Raw genomic sequence first — 25,879 nt, forward strand, 5'->3', positions numbered from 1 at the left:
AAAATGAGTAAAACATCTGTGGTTTCAGGTCATGTTCAGTCTTCAGCAGCTCACTTGCAAAAAGTGAAAAAAAGAAAAGAAGAAGCGAAAAATAAGAAGGGAATTTTCCTTCGTTCTCTTGTCGTGCCGATTCTGCTTATCGTTGCGTGGCAAATTATTGGTTCTGCAGGCTATGTATCCAAAACAGTTCTTCCTACACCTGTTGATATTGTACTTTCTTTCAAACAGCTAATTGTATCAGGGGAACTTGGAGCTAACCTTCAAATTAGTATTTTGCGTGCTGCTATAGGTTTTGGCATTGGAGCAGGTCTAGGGTTGCTATTTGGTGTCATTGTCGGTTTTTCAAAGAAAACGGAGCAGTATATGGATCCTTCTATTCAAATGCTTAGAACTGTTCCCCATCTTGCATTGGCTCCTTTGTTTATCCTATGGTTTGGTTTTGGGGAAATTTCAAAAGTATTGTTAATTGCAAATGGTGCCTTTTTTCCGATATATGTAAATACGTATCTGGGCATTCGTGGTGTTGATTCAAAATTATTTGACGTTGCTCGTGTTCTTCAATTCAGTAAATGGAAACAAATAACAAAGCTCATTTTGCCAGCTGCGCTTCCTAATATTTTACTTGGTGTCCGATTGTCTTTAGGTATTGCCTGGCTCGGACTGGTAGTTGCTGAATTAATGGGAGCAAGTGAAGGTGTAGGATATATGATTATGGATGCTAGACAGTTTTCTCAAACGGACGTAGTTTTTGTTGGAATTATCATTTTTGCTGTTGTAGGAAAATTAACAGATTCTTTCGTCCGAATATTAGAAAAGCGTCTTCTCAAATGGAGAGACAGCTACGCAGGTGACAAATAAAATAAGGATTTATATACGTATTAATCCTTGTAAATCTATCAGTTTTATAAGTTAAAAGGAGAGATGTTGATGAGCCAGGTTACAATTATCACAGGAAGTCCTTCAAAACAATCAAGGTCAACTGCTTTAAGCGAGTATATTGCAGCATATCTACAAGATGAGAAATATGAAGTAAAAACCGTGCATGTCCGCGATCTGCCCGCTGAAGACTTAGTATATGCTAACTTTTCTAGCCCAGCGATTCAAGAAGCTCAAAAGAAAGTGGCAGATGCTGATGCCGTTATTATTATCAGTCCAATCTATAAAGCTAGCTACACAGGAATCTTAAAAACATTTTTAGATTTAATACCTGAAAAAGGTTTGAACCATAAAACGGTGCTTCCAATAGCTACAGGAGGAACCATTGCTCATCTATTAGCGCTCGACTATGTATTTAAGCCGACTTTATCCGTTTTAGGAGCTACTGCTCTTATCCATGGAGTTTATATTATTGATTCAGAAGTGGCCTATACCAAAGAAAATGAAATTGAGTTTATTGCGGAAGAAGCGGAAGTGAGAGTTAAACGTTCATTAAAAGAGCTGGGGTATCATTTAGAACAAACGAAAAGGGGTGTTGAATCATGAAAATATTATGGTTTATTCCTTCCCATGGAGATGGAAGATATTTAGGGACAAATCGAGGAGGTCGTTCAGCAGACTATTCATATTTCCGGCAAGTTGCTCAAGCAGCTGACCGGTTAGGGTTTGAAGGAGTGCTGATTCCAACGGGGAAATCATGCGAAGATCCATGGCTATTGGCTGCTTCACTTATACCTGAGACAGAGCGCTTAAAATTTTTAGTAGCTGTACGCCCTGGCATTATGGCTCCTTCCGTGGCAGCGCGCATGACTTCCACTCTTGATCGAATTTCAAACGGCCGTTTATTGGTCAACGTAGTAGCAGGAGGAGACCCAGCAGAATTAGCTGGAGACGGCCTTTTCTTATCACATGATGAACGTTATGAAGCTGCGGATGAATTTTTAGATGTGTGGAAAGGATTATTGGCTGGAGATACGGTTAATTATGAAGGAAAACACATTTGTGTAGAGAACAGTCAGCTGTTGTATCCGCCTGTTCAAAAACCTTCTCCACCTATTTATTTTGGAGGATCTTCACCCGCAGGACAAAAAGTGGCAGCGAAACATTCAGACGTATATTTAACGTGGGGCGAGCCTCCTGAACAAGTAAGAGAAAAAATAACCGCTGTGAGAAAGCAAGCAGAAGCAGAAGGCAGAACTGTTAAGTTTGGGATTCGTTTGCATATTATTGTGCGAGAAACAGAAGAAGAGGCTTGGCAAGCAGCCGATCGATTAATTCAGCATTTGGACGACGACACTATTCAAGCCGCACAGCGCACTTTTTCTAGGTATGATTCAGTGGGACAGCAGCGAATGGCGAGCCTTCATAGAGGAACTAGGGAGGAACTTACAATTAGTCCTAATCTATGGGCAGGTGTAGGGCTCGTTCGTGGAGGTGCAGGAACTGCTTTAGTAGGCAGTGCTGAAAATATAGCGAAACGAATAAAAGAATATGAAGCTTTAGGAATTGAATTTTTCATTTTATCAGGCTATCCGCATCTAGAAGAAGCTTATCACGTAGGGGAGTTATTGTTCCCCCTTTTGAATATTGATGACAGTGAAGGAAAGAGTGAAAGCATCGGCGAGATTATTGCAAACGATAGGTTTCCAAAAGCTTCAACGTCGTAAAAGAAGAACCGGTGAAAAATTCACCGGTTCTTCTTTCACATTCATCTCAACGGAGAGACGAGTTCGTTAAATTGTTGGTTTTGGTTTTTCAGGTGCAGCTTGTTTATCTTTTCGACTTTCCTGAATATATACCTTAAAGAGAAAAATATTTAAACATCCCAGTGTGAGGAATAACGGTGCGAAATAATATTCTTGAGACATAAGCAGGACGAAAACGCTTCCAAAACAGAACAGAGAACTAAACATAAAGTAAAACTGTAAGAATCTTCTCATTTTAGTCGCCTCCTATTCTTTTTCTTCTTACAATTATTATATCAAATACTTTCCAAAAAAGACACAAAATATTCACAAAATGTTCAATTTTTTTCTCATTTACCTATTGATTTTTTTGTCGATATGTAAAATTAGTGGGTTGTAATACCAATTAATTCCTGTATATAACTTTGTGATGGAAAGTTTATGTAAAATTCTATATGATAGAAATGGTATTGAAAAAAGGGGGAAAATCACCATGAGACGAATTGGGTGGCTATTTTTTACTATGGCAATTCTCTTATTAATAACTGCCGGTTGCTCAAATGATCAACAGAAAGCACAGGATCGATTTGCTAAATATGTAGCCATGTGGAATAAAGAAGATTTTAAAGGTATGTATGGATACTTGTCTAAAGATGCTAAAAAGACGATTTCAGAAAAAGAATTTGTAAATCGATATAAAAATATCTATGATGCAATTGAAGCGGACAAGCTTAAAGTGAAGGCACACAAAGTAGAAGACTTAGAAATAAAAGACGATAAAACTGTTTTACCTTTTGAAGTGAACATGAATTCTGTAGCGGGTGAAATTTCATTTAAAGAAAATGCTGCTGTAGTTCAAGAAAAACAAGGGAATGCAGAAAATTGGTATATTAATTGGAAGCCTAATATGATTTTTAAAGGACTTAAGCAAGGAGAGCAAGTAAGAGTAGCTACTCAGTCCGCTGTGCGTGGAGAAATTATGGATCGTTCAGGAAAATACTTAGCTCAAAACGGAGAAGCGATTCAAGTGGGAGTTGTTCCCCAGCAGTTTTCTAAAGGCGGAGAGCAAGCTATACAACAATTAAGTAAGACCCTTGCTCTTTCAGAAAAAAGTATTAATCAAGCACTGAGCGCTTCTTGGGTAAAAGAGAATCAATTTGTTCCTATTAAAACAGTTAGTCAAAAGGATGCCTCTAATTTAGAGAATTCTTTGAAAAATATAGAAGGCATTCAGCAGAAAAAGATAAATGCGCGTGTATATCCTTGTGAAGAAGCTTGTGCTCATTTAGTTGGATACGTTGCACCTGTTACGGCGGAATATTTAAAAGAGCATAAAGATGAAGGGTATAATGCTCAGTCTAAGGCTGGAATGGTTGGCTTAGAATCTTTATATGAAGATAAGCTACGTGCTCGACACGGTGTCACAATTTACACTGTAGATAAAGGTGGTAATAAAAAAAGCGAAATTGCGAAATTAAATCCGAAAGACGGGGAAAGCATCCAAGTTACAGTAGATATGGATGTTCAAAAATCCCTGTATGAACAGTTAAAAGACGAAAAAGGAGTAGCTACTGCTCTTCAGCCTAAAACGGGAGAAATATTAGGTCTTGTAAGCACGCCGGCTTTTGATCCAAATTCTTTTTCTTTTGGAATCGATGCTAATGCGTATCAAGCCCTTTCGACGAATCCCAATAAGCCTTTATTGAATCGCTTTACTAAAACGTATTCTCCGGGATCTACATTTAAGTTAGTCACAGGAGCTTTAGCTGTTGATGAAGGCGTGCTAAATCCTAACGAAAGTATACCAATTAGCGGAAAGAAATGGCAGAAGGATAAAAGCTGGGGGAATTTCTACGTAACACGAGTGGGCAGCAAGCCGAATGTTAATTTACGTGATGCTTATGTTACATCTGACAATATTTATTTTGCGCAGACTGCATTGAAGCTAGGTTTAGACAAATTTAACAGTGGATTAAAACAATTTGGATTCAATCAAAAAATGCCTGTTAATTATCCTTTTGAAACGTCTAAAATTGCAGGCGATCAAGATATTAAAGATGAAGGAGTATTAGCAAACTCTGGCTATGGACAAGGGAAACTGCAAGTAAACCCTCTCCACCTAGCCTTGATGTATACATCGATTGTAAACGATGGAAACATAGTAAAGCCTATTCTTATGAACGGTGACCAGAGTGGAGTATGGAAAAAACAAGTGATATCTAAATCAACAGCGCAATTAATTCAAAATGATTTAGTGGATGTCATTGAAGATAAAAACGGTACGGGTCATGCCGCAAAGATAGGTGGATTAACACTGGCTGGGAAAACTGGAACGGCAGAGTTAAAGAAAAGTCAAGGTGAAAAAGGTCAGGAAAACGGCTGGTTTGTAGCTGTGGACACAAAACAGAAAAACCTACTCGTTTCAATGATGGTTGAAGGAGTAGAAGATAAAGGCGGAAGTCATTACGTCGTACCAAAAGTAAAAAATGTATTTCAGCAATACAATAAGTAAATAATAAAAGCCAGTTCTAAAAGAGCTGGCTTTTATTATTTACACAAGAGGAGTAATGTTAAGTTTTTGTAAATCCCATTTTTATACAAACTCTGAAAACCCTTATTTTAAAGGAAATTAACGTATTATTGTTAATGTATTGTAAAGAGGCCTAAAAAAATGTGTTTGAAAAGTTATTGACAATTAACAATAATAGGAGTAATTTTTGACTTGGCGTAAAAAAATGAATCGCATAACCTATAAGTGAAAGAACCACTTTTTGGAACTTTTGCTCTGGTAAACGTTTGTTTTTTTAGAATTTTTTGATACACAAGAGAGGTGGTTTCTCTCGTTATAGTAATGAACAGCTAAGTTTTATCCATTACTTTAAAGGAAAAAAGAAACTAGAACACATATAAAAAGATAGAGAGAAAAAACGAGTGGTAAAGTTTCGATAAATTGGATGGAGGATTGCAACGTGATCAAAAGAAAAAAAGATAAGTTTTCTGAAATGTTAATGGACATTGCCCAAAATATTAAGGACTCAGCGGAGTTTTTAGGCAGCTTTGAACTTCAAAATGTATCTGACCTAAAGGAATTTGCCAACGTTTTAAAAGCGTATGAATCAAAAGGCGATAAATACGTGCATACAGTGATTACTGAGTTGAACAAAGCATTTATTACTCCAATTGAGCGTGAAGATATTTTACAGCTAGCGATGAGCATGGATGATGTACTTGATGGCATCGACAGCTTTGCTGCTTTAATGGAAATTCATTCAATTACGAAATTTGATGAATATGTAGCTGAATTTGTTAAAAATATTCAAGGTTGTGCTGAAGAGATTTTAATTACTATTAATTTGTTGTCTGAGAAAAAGCTTCTTCAAATTAGTGAGCATGCAATTAAAATTAAAGAGTATGAGTCACATTGTGATACATTATATCGTCGTGCGCTAAAACAATTATTTGCAACATGTAAAGATCCAATTAAAGTTATTCAATATAAAGAAATTTATGAAACGCTAGAAGAAATTGCGGATTACTGTCAAACGGTTGCGAACAACTTAGAATCAGTTATTATGAAGAATGCGTAACGGGGCTATATTATAATGGATTCGATGCTAATATTAACCATTCTAATTGTAGTTGGTGCACTTGCATTTGACTTTATCAACGGATTTCATGATACAGCTAATGCAATTGCGACTTCTGTTTCAACCAAAGCTTTAAAACCGAGACATGCAATTCTTTTAGCCGCAACTATGAACTTTGTCGGTGCTATGACGTTTACGGGCGTAGCCAAAACGATTACAAAGGATATCGTTGACCCTTATACGCTTCAAAATGGTTCTGTCGTTATTTTAGCTGCGTTAATCTCTGCTATTGCGTGGAACTTAATCACGTGGTATTTCGGTATTCCGAGTAGTTCTTCTCATGCAATTATTGGATCGATTGCAGGAGCAGCTATTGCAGCAGCTGGATTTGGTGCTTTAAATTATAAAGGTTTCATTAAAATTATTGAAGCACTTCTAATTTCACCGGTTCTAGCCTTTGTAGTAGGTTATATTGTCTATACAATTATCAAACTAACGTTTAAAAATCATAACTTAACGAAAACGAATAAGCGTTTTCGACGCGTTCAGATCTTAACTGCAGCCCTACAATCGTACACGCACGGTACGAATGATGCGCAAAAAGCAATGGGGATCATTACGCTAGCGCTTATTGCGAACAATATGCAAAGCGGTACGGAGATTCAGTGGTGGGTACAGCTGGCTTGTGCGGTTGCAATGGGGCTTGGTACGTCAATTGGTGGATGGAAAATCATTAAAACCGTCGGCGGTAAAATTATGAAAATTCGTCCTGTTAATGGAGTAGCTGCGGACTTAACAGGTGCTGCAATTATTTTTGGAGCAACATTTATTCATTTACCTGTTAGTACTACTCATGTTATTTCATCTTCTATTTTAGGTGTAGGTTCTGCTCACCGAGTGAAAGGTGTAAAATGGGGAACTGCACAGCGTATGGTGATTACATGGGTTATCACATTGCCGATTTCAGCTTCATTAGCTGCACTTATCTATATGATTTTAAATGTATTCTTTTAATAAATAGGGAGCTTCTTTTAAAGAAGCTCCTTTTTTTGTTTACATCCCACCATTTGCACAGTACACTTAAATCATGAAAATAATACAATCGTTTTTAAAAGGGAGATGGGAGAATGTTTGGAAAAGTAGCTGCTGATGTGTTGGGGCTAAGTGATATTGGTTCTGTTATTAAGCCAGTTGATTATGATAAGGTAGATGCAGACGATTACGTCATGCATGAAGAGCAAGAAAAGATTTATTTTCTAATCAAATCAAAGTCAGATGAATACTGCTTTACTAACAAAGCGCTCATTCACCTTGATGGAACAAGTGCTACAAGTAAAAAGCGAATGCTTCGCCGCTATAACTACAGCACAAATCACATTTCAAACGTGATGCTAGAAACGGCTGGAACTGTCGATTTAGATGTAGAAATTAAATTTAAAATTGGCTCGGAGACTTTTTCTATCGATGTACATAAAAAGCATATAGAAGAGGTAAAAGATTTATACAAAGCACTGTTTAAAATGTCTGAAATAACGCGTGAAAATGAAATTGCGCTCGATTTTGCTAAACAAAGCATTCAGCTAGCTTCTTCTACGCTAAGCAGTACAAGAAATACAAGCGGAAGTGTCGCTGGTGAATTTAAAGAAATTAACGAGGCTGCGTTTTCTTGGTTATTAGATAAGAAAACAGCCTACACAACAAAAGATTTCAGCTCAGTTTTCGAGCTGTATATCAATAATTAATAGAAACAGCTGCTCCTTTTATGGAACAGCTGTTTTTTATGCTGAATAAGAGTATGTAGACTTATGATGAACGTTGCATAATCCTCATGTTAATCTTGAAAAATCACCGAAAAAAGAGCACAATATAAAATAGAAAAGAGAAACAATAGAGGCGGGTTTAACTAATAGAAATAATAGAAAATAAGACTTATAGGTGGAAAGGATTACGGTATGACAGCAAAAAATAATGAGGATACAGTGGCAGAATTAGAAAAGTCACTTCGACATATTGCGGCGATTGTGAAACAAAAAGGAAGAGAAATTTTAGAAGACTATACGATTACGCCACCTCAGTTTATTGCTTTGCAGTGGCTGTTTGAATGTGGGGATATGACGATTGGCGATTTATCAAATCGTATTTTTCTTGCTTGTAGCACAACGACAGATTTAGTAGATCGTATGGAAAAAAATAAGTTGGTGGTTCGGGTGAAAGATCCGAAAGACCGCCGCGTAGTACGTATTCATTTGCTTCCTGAAGGAGAGCGCGTTATCGAAGAAGTAATTGAAAAGAGACAAACGTATTTAAATGGCGTACTGGCAAATTTCTCTCCCAGTGAAACGGAAGTTTTACGAGTAACGTTACGAAAATTACATGACGAAATGAAAGAAAAATGAGGCGATTGTTTTGAGTAGACCAATTGGTGTTATAGATTCAGGTGTGGGCGGATTAACGGTAGCGAAAGAAATTATGAGGCAACTTCCGAAAGAACAAATTATGTACATCGGAGATACAGCCCGATGCCCATACGGTCCTCGCCCTAGTGAAGAAGTACGAGCTTTTACGTGGGAGATGACTAATTATTTAGTAGATAAAGATATTAAAATGCTTGTTATTGCGTGTAATACGGCTACGGCAGTTGTACTAGATGAAATTCAAGAACAGCTCGATATTCCGGTTTTAGGCGTTATTGAACCAGGATCACGCGCTGCGCTTAAAGTAACTAAAAATCATAAAATAGGCGTAATCGGCACAAACGGAACCGTAAAAAGCCAAGCCTATACACATGCACTACGCGCTCTTCATACGAGAGTAGAAGTGGAAAATTTAGCATGCCCTTTGTTTGTACCTCTTGTAGAGAGCGGCAATTATGAAGGACCGGAAGCACAACGAATTGTAAAAGAAACATTAAAACCTTTTTATCATACAGATGTGGACACCCTTATTTTAGGCTGTACGCATTATCCTTTATTAAAGCCCGTCATTCAAGAGGCAATTGGGCCTCGAGTTCAGTTAATCAGTTCTGGCGAAGAAACGGCAATAGAGGTAAGTGCCATTCTTTCTTACAGCAATTTGTTAGCTCCTAGAAACATGGAGCCTGAACACTACTTCTTTACAACAGGATCAACAGAACTATTTCAATCGATTGCATCTAAATGGTTTGAGCACCCTGTATATAATGTTGAACATATTAAGCTTTAAAACCGTGCATATCATGCACGGTTTTTTTGTGGGCAAAAACTTTTTTGAGCTGGTCTAAAATGCAAAAAAGCTCGTATACATAGTAGTACAAACAGTCTGAGGAGGGAAAGGAATGTCCAAAAAGACCAAATTTGTTCTCATATCCGCCGTGGTGACCACGTCTGTGTTGTTATCCGGCTGTGGACTTTTCGGAGGGGATAATGCAGCCAAGGAGATTGATCCGCCAAAGGATGTCACCTATGTGAAAGATGAAAAATCATTAGCGACCGAAGCGAAATTAACGGAAGCTAATAAAAAACAGAGTAAAGCGGCAGAAACATCTGCACCTACAAAAAGAGAACTCTACTTAATTGATAAAAACGGTTATGTTGTTCCCCAGACGCTTGAAATCCCTAAATCAAAAGGAGTGGCTAAGCAGTCTCTTGAATATCTAGTAGAAGGTGGACCAGTCTCAAACCTATTGCCGAATAATTTTCGAGCGGTTCTTCCTGCTGATACAAGAGTTTTAGGGACAAAGCTGGAAAGTGACGGCACAATGGTAGCAGATTTTTCACCGGAATTTGCTGAGTATAAAAAAGAAGATGAACTACGTATCTTGCAGGCCGTCACGTGGACGCTGACGCAGTTTGAAGGAGTAAATAAAGTTAAAATTCGTATTAACGGCTATGACAAAGATGAGATGCCTGTAAATCATACGCCAATCAGTAAAGGGTTGAGCAGAGCCGATGGCATTAACTTTGATAATACTGGAGTAGTTGACGTAACCCAAACGAAGCCCGTTACGATCTATTACTTAGCTCAAGAAGGCAAACAAACGTATTATGTGCCTGTGACAAAACGGATTGCTTCTGATGACAAAGATATGTACACTGCGATTGTAAATGAGCTTGTAGAAGGGCCCGCACCTGCGTCAGGTTTAGTGACAGACTTTAATCCTGACGCAAAGCTAGTAGCAGCTCCAAAGTATGCAGACGGTGAGTTAACGTTGAATTTTAACAAAAACATCTTTGGAAATTTAAAAGGAACCGAAATTTCTCAGCGTGTTCTTGACTCCTTAGTGTTATCACTGACGGAACAAAAAGCTGTAGACAGCGTTGCAATTAAGGTAGACGGCAAAAAAACGCTAAAAGATGAAAAAGGGAAAAAGTTAACGGAACCAGTTGCAAGACCTAAAAATGTGAACACAGGTAGTTTTTAAAAACAAATTTTTGTTATACTAGTAAAAGACTAAGTAGAAAGAGGTCTGCTGAAACAGCGACCTCTTTCCGCTGTTTTATAGTTAAAATGGAAGAGGCTATATACATATAAATGAATTAATAGGAGGACATGCTTAATGCGTTTGGACGGTAGAGAATTTAATGAATTGAGACCTGTATCTCTTCATACTTCATACTTAAAGCATCCAGAGGGATCTGTATTAATCTCGGTAGGAGACACAAAGGTTATTTGTACAGCAAGCATAGACGACAGAGTACCTCCTTTTATGCGTGGACAAGGAAAAGGATGGATTACAGCTGAATATTCTATGCTGCCTCGAGCTACAGCACAAAGAAATATGCGTGAATCAACAAAAGGTAAAGTTACGGGCCGAACAATGGAAATTCAGCGTCTAATCGGACGAGCTCTTCGTTCTGTAGTCGATCTTGAAAAGGTCGGAGAAAAGACAATTTGGATTGACTGCGATGTGATTCAAGCAGATGGTGGAACAAGAACAGCATCCATTACAGGTGCTTTTGTGGCTATGGTTTTAGCGTTTGGGAAGCTGGTTGAAGAGAACAAGCTGACAGAAATTCCTATTCGTGACTACTTAGCTGCGACTTCGGTAGGTGTTCATGGAGAAAATGCGATTTTAGATTTAAATTATGAAGAAGATTCGACAGCGGAAGTTGACATGAACATTGTGATGACAGGAAGCGGACAGTTTGTAGAACTGCAGGGAACGGGAGAGGAATCGACTTTTTCGAGAGAGCAGTTAAATTATCTTCTAGATTTAGGGGAAAATGGTATTTATCAATTGGTTGAACAGCAAAAGGAAGTCCTTAATCACCTAGCTGCTTACATTCCGATTAAAGAAAGGTAAGGGATTCACGTGCGTGAAATTATTATTGCAACTAAAAATGCAGGCAAAGTAAAAGATTTTGAAACACTTTTCTCACCGAAGAGATTTAAAGTAAAATCGCTTCTTGATTTTCCTGAGATTGAAGATGTGGAAGAAACGGGCGTTACATTTGCAGAGAATGCAACGCTAAAAGCAGAGACCATCTCATCAGCGTTAAATAAGCCGGTCATTGCCGATGATTCTGGGCTTGCTATCGATGTCTTAAACGGGGAGCCAGGCGTTTATTCCGCGCGTTATGCTGGTGAAAATAAAGATGATAATGCTAATATAGAGAAGGTACTTCAAAAATTAAGTGACGTGCCGTTTGAAAAGCGCACGGCACGCTTTCATTGTGCTCTTGCCATTGCAGTGCCTGGAAAGAGCACAGAAATTGTAGAAGGCACGTGTGAAGGGCGCATCTTGGAGGAAAAAAGAGGAGAAAACGGTTTTGGGTACGATCCTATTTTCTTTGTAGAAAAATGGAACTGCTCCATGGCAGAGTTGTCTAAAGAACAAAAAAATCAAATTAGTCACCGAGCAAATGCGTTACAAAAACTAGCACCGCTAATTGATGCGCAATTTTAGAAGGAGTGATGACGTGTGAAACTATTAATTGTAAGCGATAGCCACGGGCTACAAGAAGAACTGCTCACCATAAGAGAGAGACATGCTGATGTAGATAAGATGATTCATTGTGGCGACTCTGAGTTGCCGCAAGACAGCAAAGAAATGTCTGCATTTTTAGGCGTTCGAGGAAATTGTGACTACGATGCATCTTATGTCAATGATCGAGTAGAGTCACTTGGAGAAGCTACGTGTCTGGTTACACACGGTCACTTATACAATGTTAAAATGTCTATGATGAACTTGCATTATAAAGCGAGAGAAGTCGGGGCAAATATTGTCTGTTTTGGGCATTCTCATATAGCGGGAGCTGAGCTCATGGACGGAGTTTTATTTATCAATCCGGGAAGTATGTTACTTCCTCGTATGAGAAAAGAATGTACGTATGCTATATTAGTAATGGATGGTACAGAAGCTACCGTGCAGTTTTACGATATAAGCGGTAAACATATCCCTAGCATGCAGTTAACCTGTACACTTTCAGCATAATATAGCCAAATATAAGGAGAAGAGAAGGTTTTTTACCTCTCTTCTCATAAAATTTCAAAAAAACGTTGACTTTTAAATTATATTTGAATATAATAAGTATTGTCCTTGATACATTTTAATATTATGTCCCAGTAGCTCAGCAGGATAGAGCAACGGCCTTCTAAGCCGTCGGTCGGGAGTTCGAATCTCTCCTGGGACGTCCAATAAAAAATCCCGGCTTTTACTAAAAAGTAAAAGCTGGGATTTTTATTTACTTTAAAAGTGAATGTTTGTTCATTCAGTGTGTACAAATGAACGTTTCAGAAAAACTTTTTGAACTGCTGCAAACCCTCATTACATCAATAATGAAAACGCATTCAAATATTCTGTTTAGTCTAAATTATCTAAAAAAATATCGAAAAGTGGTTGACTATGCATAGAAATGGGCGTAAGATAGTCCTCAAATATAAGTTTTCTAAAAATTTTAATTAGTTACAATTAATTTAAAATATGATGTGCAAAGCACTCATTAAAAAGCATATAGCGTTTTAAAACGTTGAAGAGGATAATTAGTTTTGATGTTTAGGTATCAACAGAGAGTCGGGTTGCTGGAAGCCGATGTTACCAACTCAAAATGAACTCACCTCAGAGTGTCACCCTGAAATTCAGTAAGGGTGACCGAGTGTACTTCCAAAGCACTCGTTATCAAAAAGAATGTATAGTATACATTCATGAGGTAATCATTACGATTACAAACGAGGGTGGTACCGCGTAAAGTACAAAAGACTTTTCGCCCCTTGACCTATATCAATTGATAGGGTCTATTTAGGGGTGAAAAGTCTTTTTTTCTTTTATCTAGAAAACGAAAGGATGAGAAAAGTGGGAGCCAATATGCAAACGAAAGAACCTGTAAGCACTGGGGCACAAATGAATGGAGCTGACATGTTGATTGAATCTCTAAGAAGAGAAAATGTTGACGTCATCTTCGGTTACCCAGGGGGAGCCGTTTTACCGATTTACGATAAGCTATACGGTTCAGGAATGTTTCACGTACTTGCTCGTCACGAACAAGGTGGAATTCACGCAGCAGAAGGGTACGCAAGAATTTCAGGCAAACCCGGTGTAGTTATCGCAACAAGTGGTCCTGGTGCAACAAATATCGTAACAGGTTTGGCAGATGCGATGATTGACTCACTTCCTTTAGTTGTTTTTACTGGTCAAGTAGCTTCAAGTGTAATTGGTTCTGATGCGTTTCAAGAAGCAGATGTACTAGGAATCACAATGCCAATTACGAAACATAGCTATCAAGTACGCGATATCAGCGATATGCCGAGAATCATCAAAGAGGCATTTCATATTGCGACAACAGGAAGACCTGGTCCAGTCTTAATTGACATTCCAAAAGATATGGCACAGGGTGATGGAACATTCAGTTACGAAGGAGAAATTGATTTACCTGGCTATCAGCCAACTTATTTTCCAAATCAGCTGCAGGTGAAAAAATTAACAGACGCAGTAGCAGCTGCAAAGAAACCTGTTATCTTAGCAGGTGCGGGAGTGTTATTGAGTAAAGGTTCAGAACAATTAAAAAATTATGCTGAGCGTCAAAATATTCCGGTTATTAATACGCTTTTAGGATTAGGCTGTTTTCCTGCGGATCATCCGCTTCATTTAGGAATGGCTGGCATGCATGGAACATACACAGCGAACATGGCAATTTATGAGAGCGATCTTCTCATTAGTATCGGTGCACGCTTTGATGACCGTGTAACAGGTAACTTAAAGCATTTTGCACCAAATGCAAAAATTGCTCACATTGACATCGACCCAGCGGAAATTGGAAAAAATGTCCCAACTAAAATTCCAATTGTTGGAGATGCGAAAGAAGTATTAAAGCAATTGCTTTTGCAAGAAGGAGAAATTGGAGATTATACGAAATGGCATGAGAAATTAGCAGCGTGGAAACAAGAATATCCATTATGGTATCAGAACTCAGCGGACGTGTTAAAACCACAAAAAGTAGTTGAGTTGCTTCACAAGTATACAAATGGAGATGCCGTTGTCACAACGGACGTTGGGCAACATCAAATGTGGGTAGCTCAATACTACACATTTAATAACCCAGATCGATGGGTAACTTCAGGTGGTCTTGGCACCATGGGCTTTGGATTACCTTCTGCAATCGGCGCTCAGCTGGCAAATAAAGATAAAACAGTTGTAGCAGTCGTTGGTGACGGTGGATTTCAAATGACGCTTCAAGAATTAGGAGTTATTCGAGAATTAAATTTACCGGTTAAAGTGGTTGTGCTTAATAATCAGTCGCTTGGAATGGTTCGTCAGTGGCAGGAAATCTTCTATGAAGAACGCTACTCGCACTCTTTAATTCCGAATCAGCCTAATTTAATGAAGCTTGCAGAAGCCTATGATATCAAAGGTTTACAGGCTTCTACTGAAGAAGAAGCACATGCAGCTTTGCAAGAAGCAATGGAAACAGAGGGACCTGTTTTACTAAACTTCTTTGTCGCACCTAAAGAAAACGTATATCCAATGGTTGCACCTGGAAAAGGATTACATGAAATGGTAGGGGTGAAACCATGAAGCGAATCATTACAGCAACTGTATTAAACCGTGCGGGCGTTTTAAATCGTGTGACGGGTTTATTTACAAAAAGAAATTTTAATATTGAGAGTATTTCAGTAGGACACACTGAATCTGAGGATGTATCACGCATGACGTTTGTTGTGAACGTAGAGCATGATAATGCTGCTGAACAAGTGATTAAGCAGTTAAATAAGCAGATTGACGTGTTGAAAGTTCAAGATATTACGGATCAAGCGGTGGTGTCAAGAGAGCTTGCTTTAATGAAGGTAGCATCTACACCAGCAAGCCGTAACGAACTTTATGCAGTAATTGAGCCTTTCCGTGCAACTATCATTGATGTAAGCCGCGACAGCTTAATTATTCAAGTAACAGGTGAATCCAGCAAGATTGAAGCAATGATTGATTTACTTCAACCCTATGGATTAAAAGAAGTAACGCGCACAGGAACAGTAGCCGTTCCACGCGGCACGCAAAAAGCAGCAACTAAACTTTCATCAATCATCTAATTCTAGCTAGTTACTAAAAAAGTAAACTATATAAAACTATATAAACTAAGAGGAGAGATTTATTATGACAAAGGTATATTATAACGGAGATGCAAAGGATCAATTATTACAAGGTAAAACAGTAGCAATCGTAGGTTATGGTTCACAAGGTCACGCTCATGCACAAAACTTACGCGACAGCGGAGTGAACGTGGTAGTAGGGTTGCGTAAAGGTAAATCATGGGACCAAGCAGAACAAGACGGCTTTACGGTATTATCTGTAAAAGACGCAGTTCAACAAGCAGAAGTAGTAATGGTATTACTTCCAGATGAGCATCAACCGAAAGTTTATAACGAAGAAATTCTTCCGGGATTAAAACCAGGAAAATCTTTAGTATTTGCTCACGGTTTCAACATTCACTTTAACCAAATCGTCGCACCTGAATTCGTTGACGTATTCTTAGTAGCTCCAAAAGGTCCTGGTCACCTTGTAAGAAGAACATATGAAGAAGGAGCTGGCGTACCAGCATTATTCGCAGTATTCCAAGATGTAACTGGTGAAGCAAAAGACGTAGCGTTAGCTTATGCTAAAGCAATCGGTTCGGCTCGTGCGGGTGTATTAGAAACAACATTCAAAGAAGAAACAGAAACAGATCTTTTCGGTGAGCAAGCAGTACTTTGCGGCGGTTTAACTTCATTAGTTAAAGCAGGTTTTGAAACGCTTGTAGAAGCTGGCTACCAACCGGAAGTTGCATATTTTGAGTGTTTACACGAATTAAAACTAATTGTTGACCTTATGTATGAAGGCGGAATGGAAGGCATGCGTTATTCAATCTCTGATACAGCTCAATGGGGTGACTTCGTTTCAGGACCACGCGTTGTAGATGAGCGCTCAAAAGAACAAATGAAAAAAGTGCTTGAAGATATCCAAACAGGTAAATTTGCAAAAGGCTGGATCCTAGAAAACCAAGCAAACCGTCCAGAATTTACTGCTATCAATAACCGTGAAAACGAACATTTAATTGAAAAAGTTGGCGCTCAATTACGTGAAATGATGCCGTTTGTTAAAAAACAAAAGAAAGAAGCGGTGATCGCTAGTGCAAAAAATTAAACTATTTGACACGACGCTACGCGATGGTGAACAGTCACCTGGAGTCAATTTGAACCTACAAGAAAAGCTTGAAATTGCTAAGCAGTTAGAGCGATTAGGTATCGACATCATTGAAGCCGGATTTCCCGCTTCTTCAAAAGGTGATTTTCAATCCGTAAAAGAAATTGCGTCTATTGTCAAAAATTCTTCTGTAACAGGCCTTGCAAGGTCTGTTACAAAAGATATTGACATTGCATGGGAAGCGTTAAAAGAAAGTGCAGAACCAAGACTGCATGTCTTTATCGCTACTTCCGAAATTCATATGCAGCATAAATTGAAAAAAACACCTGATGAAGTACTTGAAACAGCAGTGGAAATGGTGAAATACGCAAGCAAGAAATTCCCGGTTGTTCAATGGTCTGCTGAAGATGCATGTCGAACAGATTTACCGTTTTTAGCTAGAATTGTAGAAGCAGTTATCGATGCAGGTGCAAAAGTCGTTAATATTCCAGATACAGTGGGATTTATTACTCCTGGTGACTACCAATCAGTATTTAATTACTTAAAAGAACATGTATCAAATATTCATAAAGTCGATTTGTCAGCTCATTGTCACGATGACTTAGGGCTAGCTGTTGCCAATTCAATGGCTGCTATTGAAGCAGGAGCTACTCAAATTGAAGGAACAATTAACGGAATCGGAGAGCGTGCGGGTAACGCTGCTCTTGAAGAAGTAGCACTTGCTCTTCATGTCCGTCAAGATTTCTATCAAGCAAGCACAGGCCTTATCTTACCTGAAATCAAGCGCACGAGTGACATTATCAGTAAGCTTACTGGGATGAATATTGCACCAAATAAAGCAATTGTCGGAAAAAATGCTTTTGCTCATGAATCAGGTATTCACCAAGACGGTGTCTTAAAAAATCCGTTAACATATGAAATTATTTCCCCAGAACTTGTGGGTGTTAAACAAAATCCAATTGTGCTTGGCAAACACTCAGGCCGTCATGCTTTCCGTACACGTTTAGTAGAGCTTGGATTCACATTGGAAGATACAGAAGCAAACGTTCTTTTTGAGAAGTTTAAAGACTTAGCAGATAAGAAAAAAGACATTACGGATGACGATCTATTGGCATTAGTCATTCAAAAGCAAGTTAGCAAAGATAGTGAATATAAGCTTGAAAGTCTTCAGGTTCAGTATGGTACGAACAATATTCCTACGGCTACGATTACGCTTCGCAAAGAAAACGGTGAAGAGATTCAAGAAGCAGCTACGGGGTCTGGAAGCGTGGAAGCTATCTACAATACGCTGCAGCGCTGTGTTGAGCAAGATGTAAAACTATTAGACTATCGTATTCAGTCTATTAACGGTGGACCGGATGCACTGGCTGAAGTGTTTGTGAAGGTTGAAAGCGAAGGAACTGAAGCAAGCGGACGCGGAGTAGCATTCGACGTATTAGAATCTTCAGCGAAAGCATATCTGAACGCCATTAATCGTTTAATCGCTATTCAGCAGCATCATACAAAGCAAGAAGTAATGTGAACTGAAGGGAGAGACCACCATGACAAAAAAAGTCGCTGTATTACCGGGTGACGGCGTAGGAACAGAAGTAACCAAAGGCGCTGTTGCCGTTTTAAAAGCAATTGGAGAGCGCTTTGATCATCAATTCGAGTTTACGTATGGATTAATTGGCGGAGCTGCAATTGATGAGGCCGGCACACCTCTTCCAGAAAGTACAATTGAGACTTGTAAGCAGGCGGATGCTGTATTGCTTGGATCCGTTGGAGGGCCAAAATGGGATCGTAATCCGTCGCATTTGCGACCGGAAAAAGGCTTGCTAGCTATTCGAAAAGAACTGGATTTATATGCTAACCTTCGTCCGGTGACGTTTTATGATAGCTTAGCAGATGCCTCTCCTTTGAAAAAAGAATACATTGAAGGTGTTGACTTCATTATCGTTCGTGAGCTAACAGGGGGGTTATATTTTGGTAAGCCTAGCGAACGCCGAACAGAAGGAAATGAAGAAACGGTTGTCGACACATTATTTTATAAGCGTACAGAGATAGAAAGAATTATCCGCCAAGCGTTTGAAACAGCTGTAAATCGACGTAAAAAAGTAACGTCTGTTGATAAAGCGAATGTGCTCGAGTCTAGCCGAGTGTGGCGTGAAGTAGCTGAAGAAGTAGCAAAAGACTACCCAGAGGTAGAGCTTGAACATATGCTGGTAGATTCAGCTGCAATGCAGTTAATTCGTAATCCGAAGTATTTTGATGTAGTGGTAACTGAAAATATGTTTGGTGATATTTTAAGTGATGAAGCTTCTATGCTGACAGGATCGTTAGGGATGTTGCCATCTGCAAGCTTAACGGTTGATGGACCATCTTTATATGAACCGGTTCACGGTTCTGCACCAGACATTGCGGGGCAAAATAAAGCTAATCCAATTGCTGCTATTTTATCTGCAGCAATGTTGCTTAGACATTCATTTGGATTAGAAAAAGAAGCAGCAGTGATTGAACAAGCGGTTGAAAGTGTATTACATGCAGGTCATCGAACAGCAGACTTAGCAGATGGTAATCATTATTTAGGTACCGATAAAATGGTGGATGCAATAACGGCGGTAATTGCCAATGATTCTGCTATTTCAAGCATTATGACAGCTTACAGTTAATCATGCGTTTCTCACGTTTTGTGAGAAACGTTTTTCATAACTAGAAAGGAGGAGCAGTATGAAGCCAAAAACAATTATTGATAAGCTTTGGGAACAACATGTTGTACGTCGAGAAGAGGGGAAGCCGGACTTATTATACATCGATCTTCATCTTATTCATGAAGTAACGTCCCCTCAAGCATTTGAAGGTCTTCGCGTGGCAAATCGTAAAGTGAAGCGTCCAGACTTAACGTTTGCTACAATGGATCATAACATTCCAACGATTGACCGTTTTAATATTAAAGATCCGATTGCAAAGAAACAAGTAGACAAACTATCTGAAAACTGTCAAGAGTTTGGTGTAAAGCTTTTAGATTTAACAAGTGAAGAGCAAGGAATTGTGCATATCATTGGGCCGGAACTAGGATTAACTCAGCCTGGAAAAACCATTGTTTGCGGAGATAGCCATACATCTACTCACGGTGCATTTGGAGCGCTTGCTTTTGGTATAGGAACTAGTGAGGTAGAACATGTCTTAGCAACACAAACGCTATGGCAAGCAAAACCAAAAACGCTTCAAGTAAAAGTAAATGGTAAAAAGCAGCCTGGCGTTTACGCTAAGGACATTGTGTTAGCAATTATTCAAAAATTCGGCGTAAATTTTGGAACGGGTTCAATCGTTGAATTTACGGGCGAATGTATTCGAGATCTTTCAATGGAAGAACGCATGACTATTTGTAATATGTCTATTGAAGCCGGTGCAAAAGCTGGTTTAATCAGTCCAGATGATGTCACGTTCTCTTATATTAAAGGGCGTCAGTACGCCCCTAAAGAAGAACAGTTTGAAAAAGCAGTGGAAGCTTGGGCAGCTTTAGCAACAGATGAAGGTGCAACATACGATGAAACACTGGAAATTGATGCAGATACAATTGAACCTGTTGTAACATGGGGAACAAACCCGGCGATGAGTTCTTATATTAGCAAGCAAGTTCCTACATTAGAACAGTGCAAAACTGAAGCTGAGAAAAAGTCTTTATCACGGGCACTTGAGTATATGGGCTTACAGCCTGGCATGGCAATAGAAGATATTCCAGTTCAGCATGTTTTTATTGGTTCATGTACGAATGCTCGTTTGTCTGATCTTCGTGACGTGGCAGCCTTTATTAAAGGAAAGAAAGTGTCACCAGATGTACGAGCGATGATTGTACCAGGTTCTCAAAAAGTAAAGCGAGTGGCTGAAGAAGAAGGGTTATCAGCTATTTTTATTGAAGCAGGTTTTGAATGGAGAGACTCAGGCTGCAGCATGTGCCTAGGCATGAACTCTGACTTAGTTCCTCAAGGCGAACATTGTGCGTCCACTTCTAACCGCAACTTTGAAGGGCGTCAAGGAAAAGGTGCCAGAACGCATTTAGTAAGCCCGGTAATGGCAGCAGCGGCAGCGGTACATGGGCATTTTGTTGATGTACGCAAACTACAAGAACAAGCGGTGCGATAAGGAGGAGAACACAGATGAATGCTTTTACAATCCATACAGGGAAAGTAGCAGGTCTCGACCGAGCAAACGTAGATACTGATCAAATTATCCCAAAGCAATTTCTAAAAAGAATTGAGCGTACTGGCTTTGGCCAATTTTTATTTTTTGACTGGCGATACAATGAAGATGAAACGTTAAATGAAACGTTTGAATTAAATCAGCCTCAAAACCAAGGAGCAACAATTCTTGTAGCTGACGAGAACTTCGGATGTGGTTCGTCACGTGAACATGCTCCATGGGCGCTTTTAGACTATGGGTTCCGTGCTATTATCGCACCTTCATTTGCGGATATTTTTAAACAAAACTGTCTAAAAAATGGTATTTTGCCTATTGTTTTACCAAAAGAAGATGTTTCCTATTTAATGAAAGAGTCTCAAAGTGCTTCTTACGCCTGTACTATTAATCTTCATCAGCAAAAAATTACCGATGAAGCAGGTTTTGAACGGACGTTTGATATTAATGGTCATTGGAAATATATGCTTGTTAACGGATATGATGAAATTGGCTATACGCTTTCTTTCGAAGACGACATTTCTGCTTATGAAGCGAAAACGGTAAGATATTAACAAAAAATCGAGCGAAATTATGATTTTGCTCGATTTTTTTGCGTTCCGTTAATCGAATTGCTAAACTGTAAAGCAAATGGACCGCGAAGTGGGGAGAAAACATGTCGAATGAACAACAAAACAAAATTGTAGCTTTTCCTCTATTAAAAGAACGGTTGGTTGAAAAAGCTACAGGTTATATGCAACATAAGCAATTTCAAGAAGCACTTCCTTTATTTGAGCAGGCCTACGAACTTGATAATAAGAACCATGATATTTTGCTTGGCCTTGTTATTTGTCACGTGGAGCTTGGTGACGCAGGCTTAGCTAAGGAATTATGTGAACAAATGCTGAAAGAAGATATTGGCGATTATTATCATAATTTGCAAATGTATCTCATGGTGTTAATTCAGCTTGGACACTATCGTGAAGGATATGTCACTCTACAAGCAGTTATTCAAGAGCACAAACTCCCTTCTGAACATGCTGAACAGCTTTACCAGCTATTGGAGTTCTGTAAGAATAGAATGAATCAAGAACAAGTTGTAGAAGAACAAACAGAAGAAGAACAGCTAGAGCAGTTTAAATCATTCACAGCTCTGGATAATATTCAAGATCAGCTTGAATGGGTTCATTCATTAAAAACAAAGAGAATCGAAAAGCAGCGCTTCTTTCTGGAGCAACTATTTTTATCTGAATCTGTTCATCCTATCGTAAAAACAGTTGCTTTAAAAACAGTCATGGAAGAAGAAGTAGATATTGATTTTATGATTACTAAGTTTGGAGAGACGAAAAAAGTAAATGCGCTTCAGCTTCAAAGAACAACACCATATCTGTTTGCAGAGCAAGTAGAAAAGCAGCTGACGGAAAAGCTTGAGCATGAAAACCCTACGTTGCTGCAGGTTGCTATTGAGATATGGCAGCGTCATTTATTTATTACATTTCCGTTTCTTCCTGGTGATAATGTAAAACTTTGGACAGAGGCAGTGTATGCTGTTAGTTTGATGATGCAAGGAGAAGAGTCAGATACAGCTAAAGCAGGGAAAGACGGAAGTTTCTCTTTAGCTGAATTAAGAAAGGCGATTAAAGACCTAAAAGAAATTGAAGAAATTTCTTTTATATAAAATGTGGTGTTTAGTTGAAACGTCATTGTTGTATGTTATAATATAATGGTTGTAAAATGCACTTAAATACGTATAGTAGAATTTCATCTTTACATTACATTCCTACTTACTTTAAAGTAATAGGGAGTTAAATAGATAATGATTGAGGTTTGACCTGATAGGCTATCTGCATTATCTAATTTAGAAATCACTACTTAAAATGATTTTGGAGGGAAACATTCATGTCTGCAAAATGGGAAAAACAAGAAGGAAATCAAGGCGTTTTAACAGTAGAAGTTGAAGCTGCTGAGTTTGATAAAGCCTTAGATAAAGCATTCACAAAAGTTGTAAAACAAGTAAACGTACCAGGGTTCCGTAAAGGTAAAATGCCTCGTCCACTTTTCGAAAAACGTTTTGGCGTAGAATCTTTATACCAAGATGCACTAGACATCTTATTACCTGAAGCTTACAGCAACGCAATTGTTGAAGCTGGTATCGAGCCAGTTGATCGTCCAGAAATTGATGTTGAAACAATCGAAAAAGGACAACCTTTAGTTTTTACTGCTAAAGTAACTGTTAAGCCTGAAGTTAAATTAGGCGAATACAAAAACTTAGAAGTAGAAAAAGTAGATACAACTGTAACAGATGAAGACGTTGAAGCTGAATTAAAAACACTTCAAGAGCGTCACGCTGAGCTAGTTGTTAAAGAAGAAGGAACTGTAGCTGAAGGCGATACAGCTGTAATCGACTTTGAAGGTTTCGTTGATGGCGAAGCATTCGAAGGCGGAAAAGGCGAAAACTATTCTTTAGAAATCGGTTCTAACACATTCATCCCTGGCTTTGAAGAGCAATTAGTTGGTCTTGAAGTAGGCGCTGAAAAAGAAGTGGAAGTAACTTTCCCTGAAGAGTATCACGCTGAGGAGCTAGCTGGTAAAGCTGCTACATTCAAAGTGAAATTACACGAAATTAAATCTAAAGAGCTTCCAGCTTTAGACGATGAGTTTGCAAAAGACGTAGATGAAGAAGTAGAAACTTTAGAAGCGTTAAAAGCAAAAACAAAAGAAAAATTACAAAGCGATAAAGAGAACCAAGCAGAATCAGCTCTTCGTGACACTTTAGTAGAAAAAGCTGCTGAAAATGCTGAAGTAGAAATTCCAGAAGCAATGTTCAACACTGAAATGGATCGTATGATGCAAGAGTTTGAACAACGTTTACAAATGCAAGGTCTTAACCTTGAACTTTACTTCCAATTCTCAGGTCAAGATGAAAAAGCTCTTCGCGACCAAATGCGTCCGGATGCTGAAAAGCGTGTGAAAATCAACTTAACGCTAGAAGCTATTTCAAAAGCTGAAAATCTTGAAGTAAGCGAAGAAGAAGTAGAAAAAGAATTAGAAAACATGGCAGGAATGTACAACATGCCTGTCGAAGAAATTAAGAAAGTGCTTGGCAGTCTTGATAGCATTAAAGAAGACATGAAAGTACGTAAAGCAGTTGAATTTCTTGTAGAAAACAGCAAAGCTGTTGCATAATAGTAAGTAAGAAACAAGGCGCGACTTGATCGTGCCTTGTTTTATAAACTTCAATAGTTTTTTTATATCATAACCAACACCGTAGAAGCAGCTTTAACCCATTGTTTGAAATCCGTGGTTATGAAATAGGCCCAATAAGAGGACACTATATAATAGCAGATCTCCATTCTGTTATGCTCATCAATAACATATACATAAAACGTTTTAGTATCTATTCAAGAAAATGTATGGTAAAATGCAATACAAATCTTTTCATAGCGTTTTTACTACGTGATAAAGAAGGGCATTTACCTACAAATAGATGAGTTGTTCATGTTGTTGGGCTATAGCACGGATAGAAATCAGCTTCGAGCACTTTAGTAAATACTACAAGGGGTGAAAATTATGTTTAAATTTAACGATGAAAAAGGGCAGTTAAAATGCTCATTTTGTGGTAAAACACAAGAACAAGTACGCAAGTTAGTTGCGGGTCCAGGTGTTTACATATGCGATGAATGTATTGAACTTTGCACGGAAATCGTAGAAGAAGAGTTAGGTACAGAAGAAGAAGTAGAATTTAAAGATGTACCAAAACCAAAAGAAATTCGTGACATTTTAGATGAGTATGTAATTGGTCAAGAGGATGCGAAAAAATCATTATCCGTTGCGGTATACAACCATTACAAACGAATCAATTCAAACAGTAAAATCGATGACGTTGAGTTATCAAAAAGTAATATTGCATTAATTGGACCTACAGGAAGCGGTAAAACTTTACTAGCTCAAACATTGGCTCGTATTTTAAACGTACCGTTTGCGATTGCAGATGCAACATCTCTAACAGAAGCGGGTTATGTAGGAGAAGATGTGGAAAACATCTTACTAAAATTAATTCAATCAGCTGATTACGATGTGGAGAAAGCTGAAAAAGGTATTATCTACATCGATGAAATTGATAAAGTAGCGCGTAAGTCTGAAAATCCATCTATCACACGTGATGTATCAGGTGAAGGTGTGCAGCAGGCTCTTCTTAAAATCTTAGAAGGTACTGTAGCGAGCGTTCCTCCTCAAGGTGGACGTAAACACCCTCATCAAGAATTTATTCAAATTGATACAACAAATATCTTATTTATTTGTGGTGGTGCATTTGACGGAATCGAACCTATTATTAAGCGTCGTCTAGGTAAAAAAGTAATTGGTTTCGGTTCAGAAACAAAACAACAAGACTTTACAGAAAAAGAGTTACTAGCAAAAGTATTACCTGAAGATTTATTAAAATTTGGTTTAATTCCAGAGTTTATTGGTCGTTTACCGGTTACTGCTAGCTTAGTTCCTCTTGATGAAGAAGCGCTAGTTGAGATTTTAACAAAGCCGAAAAATGCACTAGTGAAACAATATCAAAAAATGCTTGAACTCGATAACGTTGAACTTGATTTTGAAGACGAGGCTTTAGTAGAGATTGCTAAAAAAGCAATTGAGCGCAAAACAGGTGCTCGTGGTCTACGTTCAATCATTGAAGGTATTATGTTAGATGTAATGTTTGATCTTCCTTCACGTGAGGATATTACAAAATGTATTATCACAGGTGAAACAGTTCGTGATCAAGCGGCGCCTAAGTTCGTATTAGAAGACGGATCTACAATTCAAGAAGGCAGCAAAACATCAGCATAAAAAAAGCCGGGTACTCAAATTGAGTACCCGGCTTTTTTCAGTTGATGAAGGACAACTAAATTTTACTTTTTACTAGAATCTTGTTTATTCCT

Annotated in this window: 23 protein-coding genes, 1 tRNA gene and 1 other annotated feature; all 24 genes read left to right on the plus strand. The window is 38.5% G+C overall.

The annotated features are described in order from the left end of the window. Nucleotides 1–3 precede the first annotated feature (3 nt). Nucleotides 4–858 carry an ABC transporter permease gene (locus ACLHDF_RS13970; protein WP_413919349.1) on the plus strand — a complete coding sequence of 285 codons (855 nt, stop codon included), beginning with the start codon at nucleotides 4–6 and terminating at the stop codon, nucleotides 856–858. A 69-nt stretch (nucleotides 859–927) separates the two neighbouring features. Further along, a complete protein-coding gene (gene ssuE, locus ACLHDF_RS13975) occupies nucleotides 928–1,482 on the plus strand; it encodes an NADPH-dependent FMN reductase (protein WP_413919350.1) in 555 nt (184 codons plus the stop codon). Then, nucleotides 1,479–2,603: an FMNH2-dependent alkanesulfonate monooxygenase gene (gene ssuD, locus ACLHDF_RS13980; RefSeq protein ID WP_413919351.1), complete on the plus strand. Its 1,125-nt coding sequence runs from the start codon at nucleotides 1,479–1,481 to the stop codon at nucleotides 2,601–2,603. The genes ssuE and ssuD overlap by 4 nt, the downstream gene beginning before the upstream one ends. A 511-nt stretch (nucleotides 2,604–3,114) precedes the next feature. Continuing rightward, nucleotides 3,115–5,133: a penicillin-binding transpeptidase domain-containing protein gene (locus tag ACLHDF_RS13985; RefSeq protein WP_413919352.1), complete on the plus strand. Its 2,019-nt coding sequence runs from the start codon at nucleotides 3,115–3,117 to the stop codon at nucleotides 5,131–5,133. Nucleotides 5,134–5,575: 442 nt separating this feature from the next. Beyond that, on the plus strand, nucleotides 5,576–6,208 hold the full coding sequence (locus tag ACLHDF_RS13990) for a DUF47 domain-containing protein (protein ID WP_223260325.1): 633 nt from the start codon (nucleotides 5,576–5,578) through the stop codon (nucleotides 6,206–6,208). Nucleotides 6,209–6,223: 15 nt separating this feature from the next. Beyond that, a complete protein-coding gene (locus ACLHDF_RS13995) occupies nucleotides 6,224–7,222 on the plus strand; it encodes an inorganic phosphate transporter (RefSeq protein WP_116742491.1) in 999 nt (332 codons plus the stop codon). 113 nt (nucleotides 7,223–7,335) lie between these two features. Next, a complete protein-coding gene (locus ACLHDF_RS14000; protein ID WP_013059383.1) occupies nucleotides 7,336–7,950 on the plus strand; it encodes a PH domain-containing protein in 615 nt (204 codons plus the stop codon). A gap of 210 nt (nucleotides 7,951–8,160) precedes the next feature. After that, on the plus strand, nucleotides 8,161–8,604 hold the full coding sequence (locus tag ACLHDF_RS14005; RefSeq protein ID WP_413919353.1) for a MarR family winged helix-turn-helix transcriptional regulator: 444 nt from the start codon (nucleotides 8,161–8,163) through the stop codon (nucleotides 8,602–8,604). A gap of 10 nt (nucleotides 8,605–8,614) precedes the next feature. Continuing rightward, on the plus strand, nucleotides 8,615–9,409 hold the full coding sequence (racE, locus tag ACLHDF_RS14010; protein WP_413919354.1) for a glutamate racemase: 795 nt from the start codon (nucleotides 8,615–8,617) through the stop codon (nucleotides 9,407–9,409). A 112-nt stretch (nucleotides 9,410–9,521) separates the two neighbouring features. Next, entirely contained in the window at nucleotides 9,522–10,607 is a 1,086-nt protein-coding gene (locus ACLHDF_RS14015; RefSeq protein ID WP_413919355.1) for a GerMN domain-containing protein, read from the plus strand. A 135-nt stretch (nucleotides 10,608–10,742) separates the two neighbouring features. Beyond that, complete coding sequence (gene rph, locus ACLHDF_RS14020) at nucleotides 10,743–11,489, plus strand: ribonuclease PH (protein WP_413919356.1); 747 nt, start codon at nucleotides 10,743–10,745, stop codon at nucleotides 11,487–11,489. A gap of 9 nt (nucleotides 11,490–11,498) precedes the next feature. Then, on the plus strand, nucleotides 11,499–12,092 hold the full coding sequence (locus tag ACLHDF_RS14025; protein WP_413919357.1) for an XTP/dITP diphosphatase: 594 nt from the start codon (nucleotides 11,499–11,501) through the stop codon (nucleotides 12,090–12,092). Between the two features lie 15 nt (nucleotides 12,093–12,107). After that, the gene (locus ACLHDF_RS14030; RefSeq protein ID WP_413919358.1) at nucleotides 12,108–12,620 is read left to right on the plus strand and encodes a metallophosphoesterase; all 513 of its coding nucleotides are present in this window, start codon (nucleotides 12,108–12,110) and stop codon (nucleotides 12,618–12,620) included. 125 nt (nucleotides 12,621–12,745) lie between these two features. After that, nucleotides 12,746–12,819, plus strand: a tRNA-Arg gene (locus ACLHDF_RS14035). A gap of 327 nt (nucleotides 12,820–13,146) precedes the next feature. Further along, nucleotides 13,147–13,400 (plus strand) — a binding site (T-box leader). Between the two features lie 69 nt (nucleotides 13,401–13,469). Then, complete coding sequence (gene ilvB / locus ACLHDF_RS14040; protein ID WP_413919359.1) at nucleotides 13,470–15,197, plus strand: acetolactate synthase large subunit; 1,728 nt, start codon at nucleotides 13,470–13,472, stop codon at nucleotides 15,195–15,197. After that, a complete protein-coding gene (gene ilvN, locus ACLHDF_RS14045; RefSeq protein WP_251391588.1) occupies nucleotides 15,194–15,706 on the plus strand; it encodes an acetolactate synthase small subunit in 513 nt (170 codons plus the stop codon). Before ilvB ends, ilvN begins: the two co-directional genes overlap by 4 nt. A gap of 64 nt (nucleotides 15,707–15,770) precedes the next feature. Then, nucleotides 15,771–16,796: a ketol-acid reductoisomerase gene (gene ilvC, locus ACLHDF_RS14050; RefSeq protein ID WP_221779420.1), complete on the plus strand. Its 1,026-nt coding sequence runs from the start codon at nucleotides 15,771–15,773 to the stop codon at nucleotides 16,794–16,796. Beyond that, complete coding sequence (locus tag ACLHDF_RS14055; RefSeq protein ID WP_413919360.1) at nucleotides 16,783–18,318, plus strand: 2-isopropylmalate synthase; 1,536 nt, start codon at nucleotides 16,783–16,785, stop codon at nucleotides 18,316–18,318. The genes ilvC and ACLHDF_RS14055 overlap by 14 nt, the downstream gene beginning before the upstream one ends. Before the next feature lie 19 nt (nucleotides 18,319–18,337). Beyond that, entirely contained in the window at nucleotides 18,338–19,447 is a 1,110-nt protein-coding gene (gene leuB / locus ACLHDF_RS14060; protein WP_413919361.1) for a 3-isopropylmalate dehydrogenase, read from the plus strand. A 58-nt stretch (nucleotides 19,448–19,505) separates the two neighbouring features. Continuing rightward, nucleotides 19,506–20,921: a 3-isopropylmalate dehydratase large subunit gene (leuC, locus tag ACLHDF_RS14065; protein ID WP_413919362.1), complete on the plus strand. Its 1,416-nt coding sequence runs from the start codon at nucleotides 19,506–19,508 to the stop codon at nucleotides 20,919–20,921. A 14-nt stretch (nucleotides 20,922–20,935) separates the two neighbouring features. Continuing rightward, nucleotides 20,936–21,526, plus strand: a complete 591-nt coding sequence (leuD, locus tag ACLHDF_RS14070; protein ID WP_413919363.1) for a 3-isopropylmalate dehydratase small subunit — start codon at nucleotides 20,936–20,938, stop codon at nucleotides 21,524–21,526. Between the two features lie 101 nt (nucleotides 21,527–21,627). Next, nucleotides 21,628–22,629 carry a tetratricopeptide repeat protein gene (locus ACLHDF_RS14075; protein WP_413919364.1) on the plus strand — a complete coding sequence of 334 codons (1,002 nt, stop codon included), beginning with the start codon at nucleotides 21,628–21,630 and terminating at the stop codon, nucleotides 22,627–22,629. 221 nt (nucleotides 22,630–22,850) lie between these two features. After that, a complete protein-coding gene (tig, locus tag ACLHDF_RS14080) occupies nucleotides 22,851–24,137 on the plus strand; it encodes a trigger factor (protein ID WP_413919365.1) in 1,287 nt (428 codons plus the stop codon). Between the two features lie 384 nt (nucleotides 24,138–24,521). After that, nucleotides 24,522–25,787: an ATP-dependent protease ATP-binding subunit ClpX gene (gene clpX / locus ACLHDF_RS14085; protein ID WP_413919366.1), complete on the plus strand. Its 1,266-nt coding sequence runs from the start codon at nucleotides 24,522–24,524 to the stop codon at nucleotides 25,785–25,787. Nucleotides 25,788–25,879 lie beyond the last annotated feature (92 nt).

It is taken from the genome of Priestia megaterium, assembly GCF_046599315.1.
Classification (GTDB): Bacteria; Bacillota; Bacilli; order Bacillales; family Bacillaceae_H; genus Priestia; species Priestia megaterium_F.